Genomic DNA, 18963 nt, shown 5'->3' on the forward strand with positions numbered 1-18963 from the left:
AAAAACCTGTGTAGAGTTATTCCTCGTTGGCTTGCAAAAGCGAACATGGTAAGGGCCTTTAGCTCAGCTGGTAGAGCGTCACGTTTACACCGTGAATGTCATCGGTTCGATCCCGGTAGGGCCCACCAAAACGAAAAATCCTCGATCCGCTCGGATTGGGGATTTTTTGCATTCGCGAGGAAACGCCCATGGGGATCCGGTGTCGCATCCGAAGCGCCAATCAGGACTGTTGGCGTGACCCTGGGCACTCTTTTGAAAAATGACCATTTCAATTTGCCAAGTCAGTTCGGGGTGTACTAGATTATTACTTGTTGCAGCGAACGAATGTAGGCAAGAAGCTTTCCCGAGTTCGCACACTGCACCAGGGCCTTTAGCTCAGCTGGTAGAGCGTCACGTTTACACCGTGAATGTCATCGGTTCGATCCCGGTAGGGCCCACCAAAGAGAAACCCGCACTAACTGGCCTAAGCAGGCCGGTTAGTGCGGGTTTCTTGTGTTTCGAGCTTGATCCGAGGAAATTCACTCACGATCCGTATGCCCCGTTTCCGGTGATGTTTAGCTATCGGCGCGAGGTGGTCGTAGCTCAAGTCGCACGTTGATGACTTGTACCGGCTGAGGCCACGATAATTAAATCACCCAATTTCAACAAACACTATCCGTCAAGGGCTTAACCACGTAGTCTGTGCATAGGTTTTCCGTCGGACAGACGCTTTTTTTGGGGGAAGTGAAAGTCCTCGTCGTACCAGCATGGGGATTCTGATACTCGGCGCTAAACTCGCACCCAGTCCTCGCAGGCTCGATTGCCTGCGAGGACTGGCTTAACTTAAGCCATGAACAATCCAAGCCCACTTTCTCTGGCCCTGGCTTCAACTGCGTGAACCGGTAATCGATCCATAGTTCACGGCACGTGCTTGTTGTCGAAGCCGAGCTGTGCGTAATCCAAGCCCAGGCGACCAGCTGGACTTCAGGAAAATTTGTAACGAGTACCCCGCGCGGATCATCGAAGGCATCGCTTCCGGACTTTGCTGCACCAAGTGGAAAACCAGGCACGGCAGTGATCAGAAGCAGGCGGCCGGGCGGCAGGCCGGTATCCGCGGATGATGATTACCCATGGGGGAATGCGCGTTGGAGGTCCGCTTGCAGCGACGGCGCGTGAGCCGCAGTCCAAATAATTGCCGAAAACGTCAGAAGCACGACAGTATTCCTATCCCACCGCTGGATTCCGAGGGAAACAGTTACGTTTGCACAGTGAATGTCATCGGTTCGATCCCGGCAGGGCCCACCAGCAGCAAGACCGCTTCCTGAATTTGGCGAAGAATGGCGGAAGCGGACTTTTTCGTCTGCCGCAACTCTGCCAGCGAATCGCTGAATGCCGGCGACAATGCGAAACTGGGACTATGACCGCACCAGAAGAAAACCTGTGGCTCGCCACTGTTCGCAAAAATCCGGACCACTCGCAGAATTTCGCCCAACGCTGGCGCACGCTTGCTGCGGAAGGCCAAGATATTTTCGGGGAAGCCCGCGCGGTTGACGCGATGGCTGCCCGCGGCAGCCGGATCCTGGATGCCGGATGCGGTACCGGCCGCATTGGCGGCTGGCTGTCCGAACAAGGGCATGAGGTCGTGGGCGTGGACCTTGACCCGCACCTGATCGATGTCGCCCGCGAAGATTATCCCAAAGCACAATGGCAGGTGGGCAACTTGGCTGAATTCACCATCGCAGGGGAACAGTCCGAATTCGACCTCATCGTCTCGGCCGGAAATGTCGTCACTTTCCTCTCTGAAGCCGAACGATTGCCGGCACTGCGCCAACTGCGCACTCATTTGGCCGCCGATGGACGAATGCTCATCGGATTCGGCTCTGGACGAGGATATGACTTCGATGATTTTGAAGCTGATGCGCTGGAGGCCGGACTGAAAGTACATCAGCGCTATTCAACTTGGAACTTCCACCCGCCGGCCGATGATTTCCTGGTCGCCGTGCTCGGACGCAAGTAGCTGCCAAGAGGACACCGGAAATTGCCGGTATGCTCCACCGGCTCAATGCTCCCGGGGTCCGGCTGCATAGTCACTGCGGTGCACTGCCGCAGAAGACAGCAGAAGAATTCAGAGGTGCTAGATTCCAGGCCGCGGCGAAGGACAAACAGGCTGGCGAAGCAGTGAATGATGCCGCCCAAAAAGCCCGGGAAGACCTGGATAAATAAGTCTGGCAAGCAAGAGTTGTTGCACCAAGGGTGCCCGCGAAAATTTCGCGGGCACCCTTGGTGCAACTGTGTTGAAAGTGCAACGGCCTACTTGGCCCGTAACCGCCACAGGGAAGTAACTTCTTTCGAGCGGGCCGCATGCAGCGCATCATCGTCCTTCTGTGCGCGATGATGCGTTGGCACCGTATCGATTCGACCGGCGACTTCAAGTCCTGCCGCCTCGATGGCCTCCAGCAGCAACGCCCGGCTGCGCAAGCCCAGTAGTTCGGCCAGATCCGAGATGATCAGCCAGCCCTCCCCATTCTCGGTCAGGTGATCGGGCAAGCCGCGCAAGAACTGCATCAGCATCTTGCTGTCCGGGTCATACACCGCGGCATCCAAGGTGCTCGGAGCGCTGCCTGGCAGCCATGGGGGATTGCACACCACCAGTGGCGCCCGTCCTTCAGGGAACATGCTGGTCAGCTGCGCACTGGCCGTGCCGTCCAGGCCAAGGCGCTGGAAGTTCTCGTTGGCGCAGTCCACCGCCCGCTGGTGGATGTCGGTTCCGATGATCTGCTTGACCCCGCGGCGGGCCAGTACTGCTGCGAGCACACCGGTTCCAGTGCCGATATCAAAAGCCAGCGACAGATCATCCAGCTCGGCAGTGGCCACTAGCTGCACGTACTCCTGCCGGGTAGGCATGAAGGTGCCATAAGCCGGATGGATAGAAGCTCCCAAGTCAGGGACCTCAACGCCCTTGAGGTACCACTGGTGGGCGCTGAGCATGCCTGACAATTCCTGCAAGCTGACAAGTGCGCGCTGGCCGGCCAGGTGCACGGCCTGCTCGTAGCCGAAGGCCACTGCCGGGCCGATTGCCGGCGCGCGGGGCAAATCCAAGTGGGCCATCCCGTCCTCGGCGCTGAAGTCCACAGCTACCAGGATCAGCGAAAGCATCCGGGCACGCTGAGCCCGGGCTTGGCGAATGGCGTAGAACTTCTGCCCATCATCGAGCACTTGTTTCTTGGTTTTGGCGCGGCCAGCCTTCGCTGTGCTCGCGGCGGTGATGCGCCGCTCCATGGCAGCCAGCAACTGCTTGGCATTGTGGAAGTCGCCGGTCCACACCATGGCCGTGCCGCCGGTGGCAAGGCGCATGGCCGCATCGGCAGTCAACCGGTCATCAGCCACCACGAATTTTGCTGGCGCACGGCGGTCGTTGGCACTGAGCCACAGAGCTGCGGCGCTGTCGCCTTGATGCTCCCAGGAAACGGTTTCAAGCATGGCATTGGAATGAGATGAGATGGGAAGGCCCTGTCGGAAAGCGGTGCTCAATCGCGTGGCAACCGCGCATGAGCTGTACTGTTGCGAGGACCTGGAGCTCCAATTCTACCGGCACTCCCGCGAGCATGCTGGCTCAGCGTTGGCTGGTGAGCTGCTCGAGAATGCGGATCACTGGAAGCGAGCTATCTGGTTCCTGCGCCAGTTGCTTCGATAGGCGCTGTGCACCTCGGGCCAGATCCTCATTATCCAGAGCCTCGGTGATGGCAGCGGCCAGCTTGGGAACGGTCAGCTGCTTGTAGGCAAGCGGTTCTGCTCCCGCGCCTAGTTGGTGGATGCGCTTGGCCCAGAAAGGTTGGTCGGTGAAGATTGGAACCGGGACGGCCCGGACTCCTGCACGCAGTCCTGCGGCTGTGGTGCCCGCCCCGGCATGGTGCACGACGGCGGCCATCTGCGGAAAGAGCCAGTCGTGCGGGACGCTTGAGATGCTCAGGATTCCTGGTTCATCGATCTGCGCACCGCCCTGCACGATGGTGCGCCTTCCGGTGCGTCGAGCAACATCTGCGATGAAGTCCGCCTCCAATGCCTGGGTACTGCCAAAGCCGATGAAGACCGGCGGCGGGCCTTCGGCCAGGAAGTCCAGCAGCTGCTGCGAGGGCTTGAATGCAGGATCGGAAGCAGGCCACCAGAAACCGCAATTGGCGACACCCTCATGCCAGTCAGCTGATGGCGGAACCACCGTGGAGCTGAATCCGTGCAGCACCGGGGCTTGCTGGCGGCGGCGCAGGCGCTCGGAGGCGGCACGGCTGCGCGCGGGCAGGCCCAAGGATTCGCGCACCCGCTTGACTGGCGGGTCATAGGGCGCCTTGGAGGCGGCGAAAAGCTGGCCCAGCATCTTGTTGCCCCATGATCCAAAGCTGCGCGAGGTGCCCAAGGCCATGGGAGAGTAAGCGGCGCTGGGCTCGGCAGGCTGCAGGTGCGCACCTATGGCTGGAATGCCCAATGCTTCGGCAACGTCATAGGCATAGGGGGCTACCGAATTGGCCATGATGACATCCGCTCCGTGCTCAGCCGCCGCCATGGTTCCCGAGGCCGCCTGGTCGAAATACGCCTGCAGTTCACGCAGATAACCGCGCAAGTCCGCGGCGCTGGCCTTGGTGCCGGGAGCGGCTGGGGTGACCAGCGCACTCATGTCGCCGGGCAGCTCCCGGAAGGTGCAGCCCGCGGTGCAAATAAGATCCTGGTAGGCGGGGTTCGCCGCGATGGAAACCGCGAAACCCTTGGCGGATAGTTTCTGGCCTAGGCCCGCCATCGGAGCGACATCGCCCCGTGTTCCTGGCGTGATCATTAGCAAGCGCATGGTTCCTCCGCTACAGTTAATTGCGAACAGTGTTCTCGATTAACTGTAGCAGTCGCGAACGTGGAACTCGGAGCTACGTAGGAATGATCACCCCCATGAGCAATAGCCAGCCCCGCACCGGTCCCAAACCCCGGCATTCCCAGGCCAAAATCGTGTTGGCGGCGATCGCATTGGCCGATGCCCAGGGCATGGGCGCGGTATCCATCAGAGCCGTAGCTGCGCAAATCGGTGCCGGAGCGGCATCGCTCTACCGCTATGTGGAATCGCTCGACGAACTCACCGGGCTGATGCTCGAGCGGATCAGTGGCGAATATGAGCTGCATTCGCTGGCAGGCTCCGCGGGTGAACAGCTTCTTGGCCTGTCCCGCCAAGGCCTGCAGATCATGCGGCGCCATCCCTGGGTCCCGGCGCTGGCCATGGGCAAGCAGGCCATGGGACCTAATTCCTTGGCCTACTTGGAGAGCGGACTGGCGGCACTGGAGGATTCCACGATGGCTGCGGGCGCCAAATTGCACTGCCTGGCGATGCTCAACGCCATCACCGCCGCCTTTGCGCTGAACGAGCAAAGCCAGCAACAACCCCGGGATCCCGAAGCGCTGTTCGCTGCCTTGGCATCCGGAGCATACCCGCACCTGGCGACAGTGCTGGGCCAAGTGCCTGAACCCATGGATCCGCAGCTTGCCTTTGAAAATGCAATTGTCAACTATTTGCGCGGTGCCGGGGTTATTCCAAGCTAGCCAGGTGGCCTTGCTTCGACATTTTATAGGCTGGGCAACGCGAATATGGAAGCATGTTTGCATAGCTTAATTACCTAGATCCAGGAGCTGAGATGTCCGCGCCCAGCGAAGCAAGCATGAAGGAAATCCACGAGCTGATCGCAGTGGATACCACCAGCCGCGACAGCAACCTGCCGCTGATAGAAAATGTCGTCAAGAAACTGGACGCCTACGGCATCAGCTCCCAGCTGATCCACAACGAAGAAGGCACCAAGGCCAACCTGCTGGCCAGCATCCCGGCCGCCGATGGATCCGTCCAAGGCGGTATCGTGCTTTCCGGGCACACCGACGTCGTTCCGGTCGACGGGCAGAACTGGAGCAGCGACCCATTCGATGCCCAGGTACGAGGAGACAAGCTCTACGGCCGCGGCACCTGCGACATGAAGGGCTACCTCGGTGTGATCCTGGCCAAGCTGGATCAGCTCACCAGCGCCGAGCTGGCCGAACCGATCCATCTGGCCCTGTCCTACGACGAGGAAGTCGGCTGCGTCGGTGCGGTATCGCTGGTGCAGAAAATCGTCGATGACGGTTTGGCCCCGCGCGGTGCGTTCGTCGGAGAACCATCGAGCATGCGCGCGATCCGCGGACACAAGTCCATGAACGTGTTCCGTGCCGAATTCAACGGCGTGGCCGCTCACTCCTCGCTGCCTTCCGAAGGAGTGAACGCGATCTCCTACGCACTGCGTTTTGCGAACTTCGTCGAAGAGGTCTCCGCCGAGCTGCGTACCTCGGGCCCGCGCGATGAGGCCTTCATCGAGCCGACCACCACCATGAATGTTAATAAATTCGATGCCGGCATCGCGGTGAACACGATTCCTTCCGAAGCAGTAGTGTACTTCGAATACCGTTCGCTGGCTGTGGTGGACCGTGATGCGCTGACCGCGCGCTTCCGCGAGAAGGCCGCCGAGCTGGAAGCTGAAATGCGTGCGCAGAATCCTGCCTGCTCGGCCAGCGTCCAGCAGCAGGCTGGAGCTCCCGGGCTGGACACGGCACCGGGCGAGGAAGTCGTTGCCCTGGCTGCGGCCTGTGGTGCAATTGCCACAGACGAAAAGGTCACCTACGGCACCGAAGCGGGCCTTTTCTCCGCGGCCGGCATCCCCACCGTGGTGTGCGGCCCTGGCGATATCGCCCAGGCGCACGCTCCGGACGAATACATCGAGCTGGAGCAGATCGTGGCGTGCGAGAACTTCATCGATTCGCTGATTGCGCAGCTGAGCTCATGAGTACTCAAGCCAAGGCAACGACTGAACAGATCGCCAAAGCCCGCAAGGCTGTCATCTCCAGTTCCATTGGCGCGGCGCTGGAATGGTTCGACATCATCGTCTACGCCACCTTCGCGACCACCATTGCCAAGGTGTTCTATCCGGAATCAGATGGCACGTTCGCGCTGATTCTCACCTTTGCCACCTTCGCGATTTCCTACCTGATCCGCCCCCTGGGCGGCATGGTGCTGGGCAGCTACGCCGACCGCAAGGGGCGCAAGAACGCGCTGACCCTCACGCTGGGCCTGATGATGCTCGGTACGCTGATCATGGCCGTGGCTCCGCCCTATGAAATGGCGGGCGTGGCTGGTGCCTTGATCATCTTGCTCTCGCGCATGATCCAGGGATTCTCTGCCGGTGGCGAGTTCGGCACGGCCACTGCATTCCTGATTGAAACTGCACCGCATAAGAAGGCGTTCTACTCTTCGTGGCAGGTCGCCAGCCAGGGTGCATCGATGCTGCTGGCTTCTGCCTTCGGCTACTTCCTGACCACTGGGTTGAGCCAAGAAGCCTTGGAGAGCTGGGGCTGGCGCGTGCCGTTCTTCGTTGGCCTGCTGATCGGGCCGGTGGGCCTGTACATCCGCGCCAAGCTGGAGGAAACCGAGGAGTTCATTTCCGCTGCCAAGGAGAAATCGCCACTGGGCACGCTGTTCGCACAGCACTACGGCCGCCTGCTGGCGGCCGCGGCAACCATTGGCGTGGCGACCATTTCGGTGTACATGATCCTGTACATGCCGACCTTCGCAGTGACCAACTTGAAGATCCCTGCGGATGCGGCCTTCCTTGGCGGGATCTCGGCGGGCATCATTACCCTGTGCGGCGTCCCGCTGGTGGGGCACTTGGCTGACCGCGTGGGCCCGGCCAAGGTGATGACCTATGCGGCCATCGCCGCATTCGTGCTGGCCTACCCGCTGTTCAAGCTGATGACCTCGAGGCCGAGCGTCATCGTGATGGTGATTGTCATTGCGGTACTCGGAATCATCATGTCCTTCTACTTCGGCCCGCTGCCGGCGTTGCTCTCCAACCTGTTCCCGGCGGCCATCCGCGGTTCGGGACTCTCGGTGGCCTACAACGTCGGGGTGACCCTGCTCGGTGGCATCGCGCCGCTGGTGCTGACCTGGTTGCTGGATGTCACCGGATCTTTGGATGCACCGAGCCTGTACTACATGGCAATTTCGGTAATTTCGCTCATTGGCCTGGTTGTGGTGCGAAAGCGCTACGGACAGCGCTAGAACCTAAGTAATTAGACAAAGAGTGCCGCAAGCTTGGTTTCCAAGCTTGCGGCACTTTTCTGTTGCCCGATTCCAGCGGCCTACAGGGCGACCAGAAGCACCGCTGTCCAGTGGCACAAGAAGGCCACGATGGTGCAGGCGTGGAACAGCTCGTGGAAACCGAAGATCTTCGGCAGGGGATTAGGACGCTTGGCAGCGTAGAAAACTGCGCCTACCGTATAGGCCAGCCCGCCGGCAAGAATCAGGATCATTACCGCAGGATTCGCTGCCCAGAACGCTGGCAGCTGCATGAGCGCGCCCCAGCCGAGCACGATGTACAGGCTGACACCGACCCAACGTGGAGCGCCGGGCCAGAAAGATTTGATGGCGATGCCTGCCAGCGCGCCGGCCCAAATGACGGAGAGCACGATGATGGCTTGCTTGCCCGGCAAGGTCAGCGCAGCTACCGGGGTGTAGGTGCCGGCAATGAGCAAGAAGATATTCGCGTGGTCGGCCCGGCGGAAAAGTCCCATCACCTTGTCGGTCCAATTGCCGCGGTGATACAGAGCTGAGGTGCCAAAGAGCATGATGGAGCACAGGGCGAAAACCGCCGTGGTCCATTCGGCGAGCCGTCCGTTGGCCAGCACGATCAGCACGAGGTTCATTACGATCACGCCAGGGGTCGACCAAGCATGGATCAATCCGCGCCACCGGGTGCGCTCGGTGCCAATATGCGAAAAGGCGGGAGCGGTTCGCCGTTGTGAATTGGGGTTCAGTGGTTCCGTAGCCATGTGGTCCTTAAATGTCGTGCGCAGGGCACAGGGCCCATCATTGGATTCTACGATATCCAGCTGTCCGCGTGCTGCATGAGCCCACGCAAAGATTCCCCCGATAGAATGCGGATATGGCAGATGAGCAAGAGATCACCGAACACCTGAAAACCATTGCCGACCTCAATGAGCCTGGTCAAGCGCTGGCCAATGACTCGCCACATATCTCGGTACGCAACCCGCAGTGGTTCCACGAATTGGCCCCGGGAAAGTGGGAGGCCATCGGGCAACGCGAGCAACTGCACCGCAAACTCATTAGCCAGCAGCTGCGTGAAGCGCACGGCGCCAAGGCGGAGTACCAAGCGGTGGTGCTCGCAGGTGCCCCAGGAGCTGGGAAGAGCAGCCTGCTGCGGCAGGTGCTAGGGGATCAGCAAGATCGATACGTCGTGATCGACGTTGACGAGTTCAAGGAACTCTTGCTGCGCGAAGCCCAAGAAGATGGCAGCTATGAGCAAGTCTTCAAGCCGCACGAGGTCCGCGAGCTTGAGCAGCAAGGCGAACAATTCTTCCCCATGGACATGGCGAGCCTGGTGCATGAGGAATCCTCGATGCTCGGTGACCGCCTGCGGGCCGCCTGCCTGGATAAAGGGCTGAATGTGGTGATCGACAAAGTCCTGTCCTCGACCGAGTCGGCGCGGAAACTGGCTGGGCAGTTGGAAGAAGCGGGATATGAAATTTCGTTGATTGAGGCCTATGCTCCGCAGGAAGTCTCAGAAGAACGGATCATCGAACGCTGGGAAGAGCAGCAAGAGGCGTCCCTGGATGGGGAAGATGATCTTGGTGCTCGTTGGGTCCCCGAAGAATTTACCGAAAAGGTCTTCGACGCTCCGGGCCAGCGCTCCCGTCCGGCCGTCGTCGCCCAGATGTTCGCGCGCAGCTGCCCTGCGGTTGTGAGTTTCAAGCTGTTTCATACTGCGCTGGATCAGGGGTCGAAGACCGATGGCAGCCGCCTGCTTTTCGAATTACGACGAGAAGCTGTAGGGGCCCAGCTCTTGCCCGTTAAGTAGAAAACCCACCGGCAACAGCGATAAGTGCTGTGCCGGTGGGTTTAGCTGTCAGTATCCAGGGGAGTACTGGTCAGCGGGCCGTACTATGCGCGTCTCTTGGTGATGAATCCCCAGATAACCAGGACGATGAGCGCGCCGCCGATGGCAAGCAGCCAACTTGAGATCGAGAAGAACTCGTCGACGCCTTCGCCAAATATGGCGCTTCCGATCCAACCGCCCAAGAGTGCGCCGACTACGCCGAGGACCAATGTTGCGATCCATCCGCCGCCTTGCCTGCCGGGAAGAATTGCTTTTGCGATGGCTCCAGCAATCAAGCCCAAAACTATCCATCCAATGAATCCCATGATTCGCTCCAAAGGTAAGACTTCTTAGTGGTCGGGTTTGAGCCACTTAAACGAGACAATACATGTCTTTGAGCAGGGGTTCTATGGGTAACCCGATGAAATCTAGGGTTTTAACAGGCTAGCTTCAATCCCCAGTTGAATGATGTGCCAATCTGAAGCAATTTACGCACTTTGACGTGGGGCTTTGGGGAAAGCGGCCGAGCTGGCGGATTTTTCTGTTGACAGCAATGCCCGCCGCTTCTAGTCTGGATAAATCATACTTTATGGCTTCAGATAACTCTTAAGTCAGATATTAGGTTCACGTACGACGGAGTAAAGCATGAGTGAACAGGTCCCGCCCATTGTTGTAATGGGTGTTTCAGGCAGTGGCAAGAGCACCATCGGGCAACTGCTCGCTGACCAGCTGGATCGCGAATTCATTGACGGTGACAACCTGCATCCGAAGGCCAATAAGGACAAGATGGCTGCAGGGCATGCGCTTGACGATGCAGACCGCGAGCCATGGCTTAGGGTCATTGGTGCCAAGCTGGCTGAAAGCAATCAACGCCACGCTCCACTGGTCATCGCCTGTTCGGCGCTCAAGCGCAGCTACCGTGATCTCATCCTCACCTTGGAACCAGCCACCATCTTCGTTCACCTCGCCGGCGTGCCAACTTTGATTCGGGACCGAATGTCGGCCCGTTCCCACGAATACATGCCAACCAGCCTGCTCGATAGCCAGCTGGCCACCTTGGAGGCACCGGACCAGGACGAGCCGGTGCTCAGCGCAGATATCACCGATACACCTGAGCGCATTGTGCGCCAGCTGATCTCCCAACTGTCCTAAAGCAAGATTGCTTTCTGCAACCTGCAGACCATCATTGGCATAAGCCACCCATTGATCAAGGAAGACAATGACAACTGAGCTTGAACTGAACTGGACGCTGGGCACGCCCGGCCTCCTGATGCTGGCGGTAGCAGCAGTAGCCTTGCTGCTGGTGCTGATCATCCGCTTCCGCGTCCACGCATTCTTGGCACTGGTTCTCACCAGCTTGCTGACAGCTGTGGCCTCCGGCATCCCTGCCGAATCCGTGATCACCACGCTGACCAGTGGCTTCGGCTCGACCTTGGCCAGCGTGGCCCTGCTCGTCGGCCTAGGTGCGATGCTCGGACGCATGCTGGAAACCAGTGGTGGCGCCGATGTGATGACCAGCTGGCTGATCTCCAAGTTCGGAGAGAAGCGCGCACCGCTGGCCTTGTCGGTTGCGTCGTTGCTCTTCGGCTTCCCGATCTTCTTCGATGCCGGGCTGGTAGTCATGCTGCCGATCATCTTCACCGTGGCCCGCCGACTGGGTGGATCCCTGCTGCTGTACGCAATCCCGTCAGCCACCGCGTTCTCGGTCATGCATGTCTTCGTACCACCGCATCCGGGTCCCGTGGCAGCCTCAGGCTTGCTTGAAGCCAACGTCGGCCTGGTGCTGGTGCTCGGCCTGATCGTAGCCGTCCCGACCTGGTACGTCGCCGGTCACCTGTTCGGCAAGTTCGTCGGCAAGAAGTTCGACATCCCGGTACCAAACATCCTGGCCGCAGCGCTGGGCAACGGAGCTAATAAGAACGACTTCAAGTCCTCGCCATCGGTGGGCACCGTCTTCAGCCTGTTGCTGCTGCCGCTGCTGCTGATCTTCATGAACACCGGACTGAACATGCTTGGTTCTGCCGGGGTAGTGGATCCGGAAGTTTCGTGGGTTCGCTGGCTGCGCCTGCTGGGTGAAACCCCGGTAGCACTGCTGATCACCGTGCTGCTGGGCATGTTCCTGCTGGGCTTCCGGAAGGGCAAGGACAAGACCCTGACCGAAACCATCGTGGATTCCGCGCTGGGTCCGGTCTGCTCGATCATCTTGATCACCGGCGCCGGCGGCATGTTCGGTGGAGTGCTGCGTGCCAGCGGTATCGGCAACGCAATCGCGTCCTCGCTTGAATCAGTGGGCATGCCGCTGATTGTCGCGGGCTTCCTGATCGCGGCCATTGTCCGCCTGGCGCAGGGTTCGGCAACCGTTGCACTGACTACCGCAGCGGCCATCGTGCAGCCAGCGGTGCTGGCAGATGCCTCGCTGACCGTCTTCCAGGTCGCCACCATGGTGCTGGCACTGGCTGCTGGCTCGGTCTTCGCTGGCCACGTCAATGACTCGGGCTTCTGGCTGATCTCCCGCTTCCTTGATATCGATGTGCCAACCACCTTGAAGGTCTGGACCGTGGGCCAGGCACTGGTTTCGGTCGTCGGCTTCGCCTGCGTGATGGTGCTCTACGGCGTGGCAACCATGCTGGCCTAACGGGGCAGAAGGCATAAAAGCAATCCGCCGAGGATAGCGACTAAGATCGCTGCCCTCGGCGGATTTCGGCTTTAAGTTCTAGCTACGTCTACTTGGTGTCCTTGGCTGGATCCACGAAGAGCCGTGGAGCGCCTTCCCAGAGGCTGCAGATTTCGTTGTGCGTGCGGCGCATGATGCTTTCCATATTCTTGCGCGCGCTGGCTGAATCCGAGTTGGAGATCGCATCGGCCACCGACTGGTGCCAGAGCAAGGCTTCCTCATGCGGGCGTTCGGGCATCAGGCCCAGTTCGGTGCGTCCACGCAGGATCGCGCCGATCGGGGTGGCCAGGTTGGCGAACATTTCGTTGCCCGACGCGGCGAGCACCACGGCATGGAAGCGGATATCCAGTTCCAGGAAGCGTCGCAAATCGCCTTGGCGTCCGTAATGGTTCATTTGCGCCGAGAGCATCATCAGTTCTTTGCGCATCGCTTCGGGGGCGACTTCGGCTGCCAGCTCGGCGGCCATCGGCTCCACGGAGATGCGCAGTTCAGTCAGCGAGCGCAGCTGTGCGCCCTTATGGTCGCTGGCCAGCCGCCATCGGATCACATGGTCGTCATAGGGATTCCAGAGCTCGGCCTCAAGTACTCGTATGCCAACCCGTTTGGTGCTGGTGACTAGGCCGCATTGGGCCAAAACACGGATTGCTTCACGAATTACCGAACGAGAGACCTGGAGCTTCTGCTCGAGCTCAGCGGCGAGGATGATGGAGCCACGGGGGATATTCCCGCTGACGATGCGAGAGCCGAGGTGCTCAACCACATGAGCGTGCAGACTAGTTGCCATGGGCTCAGTTTAGCCAATGACTTGCGCCAGAGCAGGTTATGGCGAGTCATTCCGCGAAATAAATATGCTTTCAATTATGCGATTCACTGTAAAACACCGGCCTCGCCCTTGTAGGATGGAAAAGTCACGTGGCCGTGAATCAGGGATCGTGACTCATCCGGTCTCTGCTTGGCGGTTCAACTCCCCGTAATCGATGGAGACTTATTTTTATGCCTGCACAGATTGGTGTCACAGGTCTGGCCGTCATGGGCGCAAACCTCGCCCGTAATTTCGCTCGCAACGGATACACCGTCGCCCTGCACAACCGCTCGGTTGGAAAAACCGATGCCCTGCTTGAAGCTCATGGCGATGAAGGCGATTTCATCCGCACTGAAAGCCTGGAAGAGCTCGTCGCAAACCTTGAAACTCCACGCCGCGTGCTGATCATGGTCAAGGCTGGCGGTCCAGTGGACTCTGTCATCGATCAGCTGGTGCCACTGCTTGAAGAAGGCGACGTCGTTATCGACGGCGGCAACTCGCACTACACCGATACCCGCCGCCGAGAAGCAGCCCTGGCAGAAAAGGGACTGCACTTCGTAGGCATCGGTGTTTCCGGTGGTGAAGAGGGCGCGCTGCTTGGCCCATCGATCATGCCAGGCGGTTCGGCTGAATCCTACAAGTCGCTGGGCCCAATGCTGGAAAAGATCTCCGCCAAGGCTGATGACGGCGCACCTTGCTGCGCTTGGATCTCCACCGACGGTGCCGGCCACTTCGTGAAGATGGTCCACAACGGCATCGAGTACGCCGACATGCAGGTTATCGGCGAAGCCTACGACCTGATGCGCAGTGCGGCAGGCATCGAGCCAGCAAAGCAGGCACAGATCTTCAACGAGTGGAACCAGGGCGAGCTTTCCAGCTTCCTGATTGAAATCACCGCTGAAGTACTTGGCCACACCGACGCTGCCACCGGCAAGCCGCTGGTAGATGTCATCCAGGACTCGGCCGGCCAGAAAGGCACCGGCCGCTGGACCGTGCAGTCCGGCTTGGACATGGGTTCGCCTGTTTCGGCCATCGCCGAATCGGTCTTCGCCCGTTCGCTGTCCAGCCAGCGCGATATCCGCGCCGTAGGCCAGGAAGTGCTCACCGGCGAAACCGCCGAGGTCACCTTGCCAGAGAACTTCGTTGAAGATGTGCGCCAGGCACTGTTCGCTTCGAAGCTGGTTTCCTACGCACAGGGTATCGACATGCTCACTTCTGCTGCCGGTGAATACAACTGGGAACTGAAGCTTGATGAGATCGCCGGCTTGTGGCGTGAAGGCTGCATCATCCGTGCCGCCCTGCTCAAGGACATCACCGCCGCATACTCGGCAGATGAAAAGCCATCGAACTTGCTGTTCGCCCCGGCATTCGCCAAGGCCATCAACGATGCAGTTCCAGCATGGCGCCGCGTGGTTTCCGTTGCCGTGCAGCTGGGCATCCCAGCACCGGTATTCTCCTCGTCGCTGGCTTACTACGACGGCCTGCGCCGCGATCGCCTGCCAGCAGCCCTGACCCAGGGCCTGCGCGACTACTTCGGTGCGCACACTTACCGCCGTACCGATAAGGAAGGCACCTTCCACACCCTGTGGAGCGGTGACCGTACCGAAATCGCAGCCGAGGACACCCACTAGGCAGCATCTGGGCGCTGCAGTTCTAAGCAACCCGGCAGAAGAGTCCGTGCATTCCGTTTGGAATGTGCGGGCTTTTCTCGTTTCCTCCCGAGGTGCGCGGTGCTATTGCGCAGGCAAGGCCAACTGCCGGGCGTGGAAAGCGAAGTGCCGGCTGGGGTAGGCGTAGATCTGCTCCACGGACATCGCCGGGGTGAAAAACGGATCCCAGCGGTCGGGGAAATCCGTACGGCGTTGCAGCGATGCCGTCGTTTCGGCCTCCAGCCGGGCTTCCAATGCGGCGATGGTGCGCTGAAGCTTGAAGGCCATGCGCCGGTGGTTGTACACGGCAGCCGCGGCGCAGGAGCCGAGGTAATTGACTGGGTGGAACAGTGCGGATCCGGCATTGAGCAGACGGCAGAAGGTTGACCGCGCCGATGGCGGGCAGCGCACCAGCACATGCACCAGGGGCAGCAGTGCGCGCACAATCATGTACCCGAAAACCATATGGAACAGCAGCTGCTCATTGGTCCACCGGGTGCCGTGGCTGCGCCGTTTCAAGTCGCTGGCGTTCGCCGCCGCGAGGAAGCTGCGCAGCATCTGCAGATCGTGGTGGTAGTCCTCGGCAATGCGTGTTCGTCCCCGATCCATGTCCCCACCTCGCAGGCTGCTGTTCGGGCCGGCCCCGCCACCGGCGGTGCCCATCGTACGCTTGTGCGGCTCGGCGTGCCTAGTGCCCGGGTTCAACGCCGAGCAGGTTTTCGGCGCAGTGCAGCAGGCGCACCGCTTCGTGTGGGCTGATCCGCACCAAAGCGAAGGCGGCAACTACCAGGCCGGTTATGGCTTCAGCGAGCACGCCGCGGCGTTCGCCGGATAGTTCCGGGCGTGCGGCGTGCAGTCCGCGGTCCAGTGCCTGATGCAGTTCATCGCGGTAGCCGCTGATTACGGAGGCGACTTCCGGATCCGCTGCCAGCGGAGCGCTGGCGGTGTTGATGAGCAAGCATCCGTGGGCTGCTGGCAGGGATTCTGGCTTGGCGAAAACCTCCGCCAAGGAGCTCAGGTACTCTTCCAGGGCACTCGGGGAGACGTTGCCTGCAAGCAGGGGTTGCAGCCGTGGGCGCACAATTTCGTTCAAGTAGCTGTCTACAACTGCGTCGAAGAGTCCGCGCTTGGATCCAAACGAGTTGTAGATGCTTGAACGGCTCAGGCCGGTGGCGGATTCAAGTTCCGGTATGGAACTGGTTTCATAGCCCTTGGACCAGAAGATGGAGCGCGCGTTTTGGATGACTTGTGCCCTGTCAAATGCTGATGTTCGTGCCATCACACTCACCTTCCCTTTTCGTAACGACCATTTCAGTATATATTGAAATGGTCGTTACAGAATAGTTTCCAGCCCCGCACCGAGGACAAGCCATGATTATTGCCGCACTGATCGCCGCCAGCATTGCAGCCTTGCTGCACGTCTATATCTTCTCCATGGAATCCTTGACGTGGACCAGCAAGCGGACTCGAGCTGTATTCAATGCCACCGAAGAGGAAGCTGAAGCTACCCGTGAGATGGCATTCAACCAGGGGTTCTACAACCTCTTCCTGGCTCTGGCATCCCTGATCGGCGTTCTGCTAGTCGCCCTGGGGAATCTGGCCATCGGCGCAACGTTGATCTTCGCGGGAACCGGCTCGATGCTCGCCGCAGCGGTAGTGCTTGCTGCCGGCAGCCCCCGCAAGGCCACGTTGGCTGTACGCCAAGGCCTCTTCCCGCTGCTGGCTGTCGTGCTGCTTGGACTCGGCGTGGCCATGGGCCGCTAACGATGACTAACTGAATTTTCGAAAACAATGAGAACTGAAAGACCTGGTAATCATGACTGACGCAATCAGCACACAGATCCTGCTCGCCTCGCGCCCAACCGGCTGGCCGACGCAGGACAACTTCACCACCGTGAAGCGCGAACTGGCAGACCTCAAGGCCGGCGAAGTGCGCGTGCGCAACGAATTCGTCTCCGTTGACCCCTACATGCGCGGACGCATGAACGATACCCGTTCCTACATCCCGCCATTCCAGATTGGCGAGCAGATCCTGGGCGGAGCGATTGGCCGTGTAGTCCTTTCAGCAGATGAAGCACTGCCAGAAGGAACCTTGGTTTCGCACCAGCATGGCTGGTCGGACCTCGTGCAGGCCGAAGCCGCCAGCTTCAAGGCAGTTCCGGACCTGCCAGGAGTTCCGTCCTCGCTGCGCCTGCATATCCTGGGCATGACCGGCCTGACCGCCTATGTCGGCTTGAGCCACATTGCCAACTTGGAAGCGGGGGACACCGTCTTCATTTCCGGCGCGGCCGGCGCCGTGGGTACTGCGGCCGGGCAGATTGCCAAGCTGATGGGCGCCAAGCGCGTGATCGGTTCGGCAGGCAGCGCCGAAAAGGTTGAACTGCTGACCAGCAAATACGGCTACGACGCGGCCTTCAACTACAAGGACGGCGATGTCCGCGGCCAGCTGGCTGCCGCCGCACCGGAGGGCATTGACGTGTACTTCGATAATGTGGGCGGGGACCACCTGGAAGCGGCACTTGCTTCATTCAACGACGGTGGCCGGGCCGCGCTGTGCGGCGCGATCTCCAGCTACAACACCAGTGAAGTTCCTGCAGGCCCGAACAACATGACCAACATGGTGACCCGTGGGCTGAAAATGCAGGGCTTCACCCTGTCGAATTACCTTTTCCTTTCCCCGGAGTTTGGCGAGCGCATGGGCCAGTGGTTCGCTGAAGGAAAGATTGCCTATGACGAGACCATCGTTGAGGGCATTGAGAACACCGTGGAAGCCTTCCTGGACATGATGCGCGGTGCAAACACCGGCAAGATGCTGGTGCGCATCTAATACGCCAACCGAATTTGCTCCGGTCCGAACCCCATTTGCGGGGTTAGGATCGGAGCATGAACGGATTTGCGGGTGGACTTGGCTGGTGGCTGGCAATCCTGGGTTCGCTGGCCCCAATTTTTACCGTGCTCATCGCGGCGATTGGCGTGGTCCTTGCCCTGCGCACCCTGAAGCTGCGCTCGAAAGTGGATATCGCCGGGCAATGGTGGGTGCGAGTCCAATACGCCATGGACCGGTGCTTGTCCCCGGACCTGACTGAACAGAATGTCGGCATCACGATGCTTGACTACCTGCAGGGCCAGAGCGACCCGCCCGAGCAACTGGATGAAGAACAGCGCGAAGCCTGGTTACGTGCCCATAGGAACAGCTGGCGGGTGCAACCCGAAGATCTCGCGTTGATCCATGAAGTGGTCAAGGAACTGGCACTGGGCAAATCGGCAAAGCTCGCTGCCGCCGGAATCCGCGCGGAGCACGAGCACGATCGCGAATACGACACGTTGCTGCGCCAAGCAAAGCTGGTACAGAAACTAGAGGCCAAGCTCGGCATAGCCCAAGACCCGGAGATCTCGCGGATCCTGGCCCAAGACTAGCTATCGGACCATCCGGGCATCGGTGATCTTCGGCGCCATCGGGTCATCCTCGGTAACGCCATCAAGAGCGAATCCATTGCGCTGATAGAACCTGATAGCTCGGGGATTCTGCGACTCCACCCAGAGCATTGCCGGTTCGCCGCCTAAGACTGCGTCCAGCAGCGCCTGTCCGGTTCCATCGCCATGGAAGCCCTGCAGTACATAGAGGTTGTAGAGCTGGCGGGAAACGCTAGACGGAATCCCCTCGGTATTTCCTGTTGGAGCAGCAGAGAAAGCGAAGCCGACAAGCTTGCCATCGGCATTTTCGGCCAACGAAATCCTGAACAGTGGATTGGGGTCAGCTAGTACCTTGTTCCACATCTGCAGCCGCTGTTCATCGTGCGCCGAGTCGAAGAAGCCTTCGGGCAGTAAATCCGAATAGGTCTCTTTCCAGCAAGCCACATGCAGCTTGGCCAATTCGTGGGCGTCGGCAGGCGTTGGCGTTCTGAGTTGTTGAGCCAC

At 59.9% G+C, this 18963-nt stretch carries 19 protein-coding genes and 2 tRNA genes; 13 read left to right on the forward strand and 8 right to left on the reverse strand.

From position 1 onward, the window contains the following. The first annotated feature begins 52 nt into the window (after nucleotides 1-52). From AB4Y71_RS09385 to AB4Y71_RS09395, 3 genes are all read left to right on the forward strand, one after another. Nucleotides 53-128, forward strand: a tRNA-Val gene (locus tag AB4Y71_RS09385). Nucleotides 129-364: 236 nt separating this feature from the next. Beyond that, nucleotides 365-440 (forward strand) — tRNA-Val (locus AB4Y71_RS09390). A gap of 956 nt (nucleotides 441-1396) precedes the next feature. Then, entirely contained in the window at nucleotides 1397-1996 is a 600-nt protein-coding gene (locus AB4Y71_RS09395; protein WP_441719920.1) for a class I SAM-dependent methyltransferase, read from the forward strand. A gap of 293 nt (nucleotides 1997-2289) precedes the next feature. On the opposite strand, the gene AB4Y71_RS09400 is transcribed toward AB4Y71_RS09395, so the two are convergent. Then, on the reverse strand, nucleotides 2290-3459 hold the full coding sequence (locus AB4Y71_RS09400) for a methyltransferase (protein ID WP_441719922.1): 1170 nt from the start codon (nucleotides 3457-3459) through the stop codon (nucleotides 2290-2292). Between the two features lie 133 nt (nucleotides 3460-3592). Next, nucleotides 3593-4816 (reverse strand): glycosyltransferase, encoded by a 1224-nt coding sequence (locus AB4Y71_RS09405; RefSeq protein WP_417366092.1) that lies wholly within the window; start codon nucleotides 4814-4816, stop codon nucleotides 3593-3595. A 95-nt stretch (nucleotides 4817-4911) separates the two neighbouring features. Here AB4Y71_RS09405 and AB4Y71_RS09410 point away from each other — a divergent pair, with 95 nt between their 5' ends. The 3 genes from AB4Y71_RS09410 to AB4Y71_RS09420 all read left to right on the forward strand — a co-directional run bounded on the left by AB4Y71_RS09410 (nucleotide 4912) and on the right by AB4Y71_RS09420 (nucleotide 8086). Then, complete coding sequence (locus AB4Y71_RS09410; RefSeq protein WP_417366091.1) at nucleotides 4912-5553, forward strand: TetR/AcrR family transcriptional regulator; 642 nt, start codon at nucleotides 4912-4914, stop codon at nucleotides 5551-5553. Nucleotides 5554-5645: 92 nt separating this feature from the next. Beyond that, on the forward strand, nucleotides 5646-6815 hold the full coding sequence (argE, locus tag AB4Y71_RS09415) for an acetylornithine deacetylase (RefSeq protein ID WP_441719925.1): 1170 nt from the start codon (nucleotides 5646-5648) through the stop codon (nucleotides 6813-6815). Beyond that, a complete protein-coding gene (locus AB4Y71_RS09420; RefSeq protein WP_441719928.1) occupies nucleotides 6812-8086 on the forward strand; it encodes an MFS transporter in 1275 nt (424 codons plus the stop codon). The genes argE and AB4Y71_RS09420 overlap by 4 nt, the downstream gene beginning before the upstream one ends. Before the next feature lie 80 nt (nucleotides 8087-8166). Here the strand turns inward: AB4Y71_RS09420 and trhA are convergent, their stop codons facing one another. Beyond that, nucleotides 8167-8856, reverse strand: a complete 690-nt coding sequence (gene trhA, locus AB4Y71_RS09425) for a PAQR family membrane homeostasis protein TrhA (protein ID WP_441719931.1) — start codon at nucleotides 8854-8856, stop codon at nucleotides 8167-8169. 113 nt (nucleotides 8857-8969) lie between these two features. Between trhA and AB4Y71_RS09430 the strand changes: the two genes are divergently transcribed. After that, nucleotides 8970-9902: a zeta toxin family protein gene (locus AB4Y71_RS09430; protein ID WP_013348900.1), complete on the forward strand. Its 933-nt coding sequence runs from the start codon at nucleotides 8970-8972 to the stop codon at nucleotides 9900-9902. Nucleotides 9903-9985: 83 nt separating this feature from the next. On the opposite strand, the gene AB4Y71_RS09435 is transcribed toward AB4Y71_RS09430, so the two are convergent. Then, nucleotides 9986-10246, reverse strand: coding sequence for a GlsB/YeaQ/YmgE family stress response membrane protein (locus AB4Y71_RS09435; protein ID WP_102597701.1), 261 nt, complete (start codon nucleotides 10244-10246; stop codon nucleotides 9986-9988). Between the two features lie 319 nt (nucleotides 10247-10565). Here AB4Y71_RS09435 and AB4Y71_RS09440 point away from each other — a divergent pair, with 319 nt between their 5' ends. Further along, a complete protein-coding gene (locus AB4Y71_RS09440; protein ID WP_441719934.1) occupies nucleotides 10566-11072 on the forward strand; it encodes a gluconokinase in 507 nt (168 codons plus the stop codon). 67 nt (nucleotides 11073-11139) lie between these two features. After that, a complete protein-coding gene (locus AB4Y71_RS09445) occupies nucleotides 11140-12555 on the forward strand; it encodes a GntP family permease (RefSeq protein WP_102597699.1) in 1416 nt (471 codons plus the stop codon). A gap of 88 nt (nucleotides 12556-12643) precedes the next feature. Here AB4Y71_RS09445 and AB4Y71_RS09450 read toward each other — a convergent pair whose 3' ends face one another. Continuing rightward, nucleotides 12644-13378, reverse strand: coding sequence for a FadR/GntR family transcriptional regulator (locus tag AB4Y71_RS09450; RefSeq protein ID WP_441719937.1), 735 nt, complete (start codon nucleotides 13376-13378; stop codon nucleotides 12644-12646). 209 nt (nucleotides 13379-13587) lie between these two features. Here AB4Y71_RS09450 and gndA point away from each other — a divergent pair, with 209 nt between their 5' ends. Then, complete coding sequence (gene gndA, locus AB4Y71_RS09455; RefSeq protein ID WP_013348906.1) at nucleotides 13588-15027, forward strand: NADP-dependent phosphogluconate dehydrogenase; 1440 nt, start codon at nucleotides 13588-13590, stop codon at nucleotides 15025-15027. A gap of 102 nt (nucleotides 15028-15129) precedes the next feature. Here the strand turns inward: gndA and AB4Y71_RS09460 are convergent, their stop codons facing one another. Further along, a complete protein-coding gene (locus AB4Y71_RS09460; protein WP_441719939.1) occupies nucleotides 15130-15654 on the reverse strand; it encodes a DinB family protein in 525 nt (174 codons plus the stop codon). A 79-nt stretch (nucleotides 15655-15733) separates the two neighbouring features. Continuing rightward, complete coding sequence (locus AB4Y71_RS09465; protein WP_441719941.1) at nucleotides 15734-16324, reverse strand: TetR/AcrR family transcriptional regulator; 591 nt, start codon at nucleotides 16322-16324, stop codon at nucleotides 15734-15736. Nucleotides 16325-16416: 92 nt separating this feature from the next. Between AB4Y71_RS09465 and AB4Y71_RS09470 the strand changes: the two genes are divergently transcribed. From AB4Y71_RS09470 to AB4Y71_RS09480, 3 genes are read left to right on the forward strand one after another with little or no spacing between them, the layout of a single operon-like run. Then, nucleotides 16417-16809 (forward strand): DUF1304 family protein, encoded by a 393-nt coding sequence (locus AB4Y71_RS09470; protein ID WP_013348909.1) that lies wholly within the window; start codon nucleotides 16417-16419, stop codon nucleotides 16807-16809. A gap of 52 nt (nucleotides 16810-16861) precedes the next feature. After that, complete coding sequence (locus tag AB4Y71_RS09475) at nucleotides 16862-17872, forward strand: NADP-dependent oxidoreductase (RefSeq protein WP_102597694.1); 1011 nt, start codon at nucleotides 16862-16864, stop codon at nucleotides 17870-17872. Between the two features lie 56 nt (nucleotides 17873-17928). Then, nucleotides 17929-18462: a hypothetical protein gene (locus tag AB4Y71_RS09480; RefSeq protein ID WP_441719943.1), complete on the forward strand. Its 534-nt coding sequence runs from the start codon at nucleotides 17929-17931 to the stop codon at nucleotides 18460-18462. Here the strand turns inward: AB4Y71_RS09480 and AB4Y71_RS09485 are convergent, their stop codons facing one another. Then, nucleotides 18463-18963, reverse strand: coding sequence for a GNAT family N-acetyltransferase (locus tag AB4Y71_RS09485; protein WP_013348912.1), 501 nt, complete (start codon nucleotides 18961-18963; stop codon nucleotides 18463-18465).

Origin of the sequence: Glutamicibacter sp. MCAF14 (assembly GCF_052114325.1) — a bacterium.
GTDB lineage: Bacteria > Actinomycetota > Actinomycetes > Actinomycetales > Micrococcaceae > Glutamicibacter > Glutamicibacter arilaitensis.

Bases quoted from the DNA above. Each gene is read 5' to 3' on its own strand.
- AB4Y71_RS09460 (WP_441719939.1), bottom strand. From the start codon at position 15,654: ATGGATCGGGGACGAACACGCATTGCCGAGGACTACCACCACGATCTG.
- argE (WP_441719925.1), top strand. From the start codon at position 5,646: ATGTCCGCGCCCAGCGAAGCAAGCATGAAGGAAATCCACGAGCTGATC.
- AB4Y71_RS09440 (WP_441719934.1), top strand. From the start codon at position 10,566: ATGAGTGAACAGGTCCCGCCCATTGTTGTAATGGGTGTTTCAGGCAGT.
- AB4Y71_RS09465 (WP_441719941.1), bottom strand. From the start codon at position 16,324: ATGGCACGAACATCAGCATTTGACAGGGCACAAGTCATCCAAAACGCG.
- AB4Y71_RS09430 (WP_013348900.1), top strand. From the start codon at position 8,970: ATGGCAGATGAGCAAGAGATCACCGAACACCTGAAAACCATTGCCGAC.
- AB4Y71_RS09420 (WP_441719928.1), top strand. From the start codon at position 6,812: ATGAGTACTCAAGCCAAGGCAACGACTGAACAGATCGCCAAAGCCCGC.
- AB4Y71_RS09470 (WP_013348909.1), top strand. From the start codon at position 16,417: ATGATTATTGCCGCACTGATCGCCGCCAGCATTGCAGCCTTGCTGCAC.
- AB4Y71_RS09480 (WP_441719943.1), top strand. From the start codon at position 17,929: ATGAACGGATTTGCGGGTGGACTTGGCTGGTGGCTGGCAATCCTGGGT.
- AB4Y71_RS09445 (WP_102597699.1), top strand. From the start codon at position 11,140: ATGACAACTGAGCTTGAACTGAACTGGACGCTGGGCACGCCCGGCCTC.
- trhA (WP_441719931.1), bottom strand. From the start codon at position 8,856: ATGGCTACGGAACCACTGAACCCCAATTCACAACGGCGAACCGCTCCC.
- AB4Y71_RS09450 (WP_441719937.1), bottom strand. From the start codon at position 13,378: ATGGCAACTAGTCTGCACGCTCATGTGGTTGAGCACCTCGGCTCTCGC.
- AB4Y71_RS09400 (WP_441719922.1), bottom strand. From the start codon at position 3,459: ATGCTTGAAACCGTTTCCTGGGAGCATCAAGGCGACAGCGCCGCAGCT.
- AB4Y71_RS09475 (WP_102597694.1), top strand. From the start codon at position 16,862: ATGACTGACGCAATCAGCACACAGATCCTGCTCGCCTCGCGCCCAACC.
- AB4Y71_RS09410 (WP_417366091.1), top strand. From the start codon at position 4,912: ATGAGCAATAGCCAGCCCCGCACCGGTCCCAAACCCCGGCATTCCCAG.
- AB4Y71_RS09435 (WP_102597701.1), bottom strand. From the start codon at position 10,246: ATGGGATTCATTGGATGGATAGTTTTGGGCTTGATTGCTGGAGCCATC.
- gndA (WP_013348906.1), top strand. From the start codon at position 13,588: ATGCCTGCACAGATTGGTGTCACAGGTCTGGCCGTCATGGGCGCAAAC.
- AB4Y71_RS09395 (WP_441719920.1), top strand. From the start codon at position 1,397: ATGACCGCACCAGAAGAAAACCTGTGGCTCGCCACTGTTCGCAAAAAT.
- AB4Y71_RS09405 (WP_417366092.1), bottom strand. From the start codon at position 4,816: ATGCGCTTGCTAATGATCACGCCAGGAACACGGGGCGATGTCGCTCCG.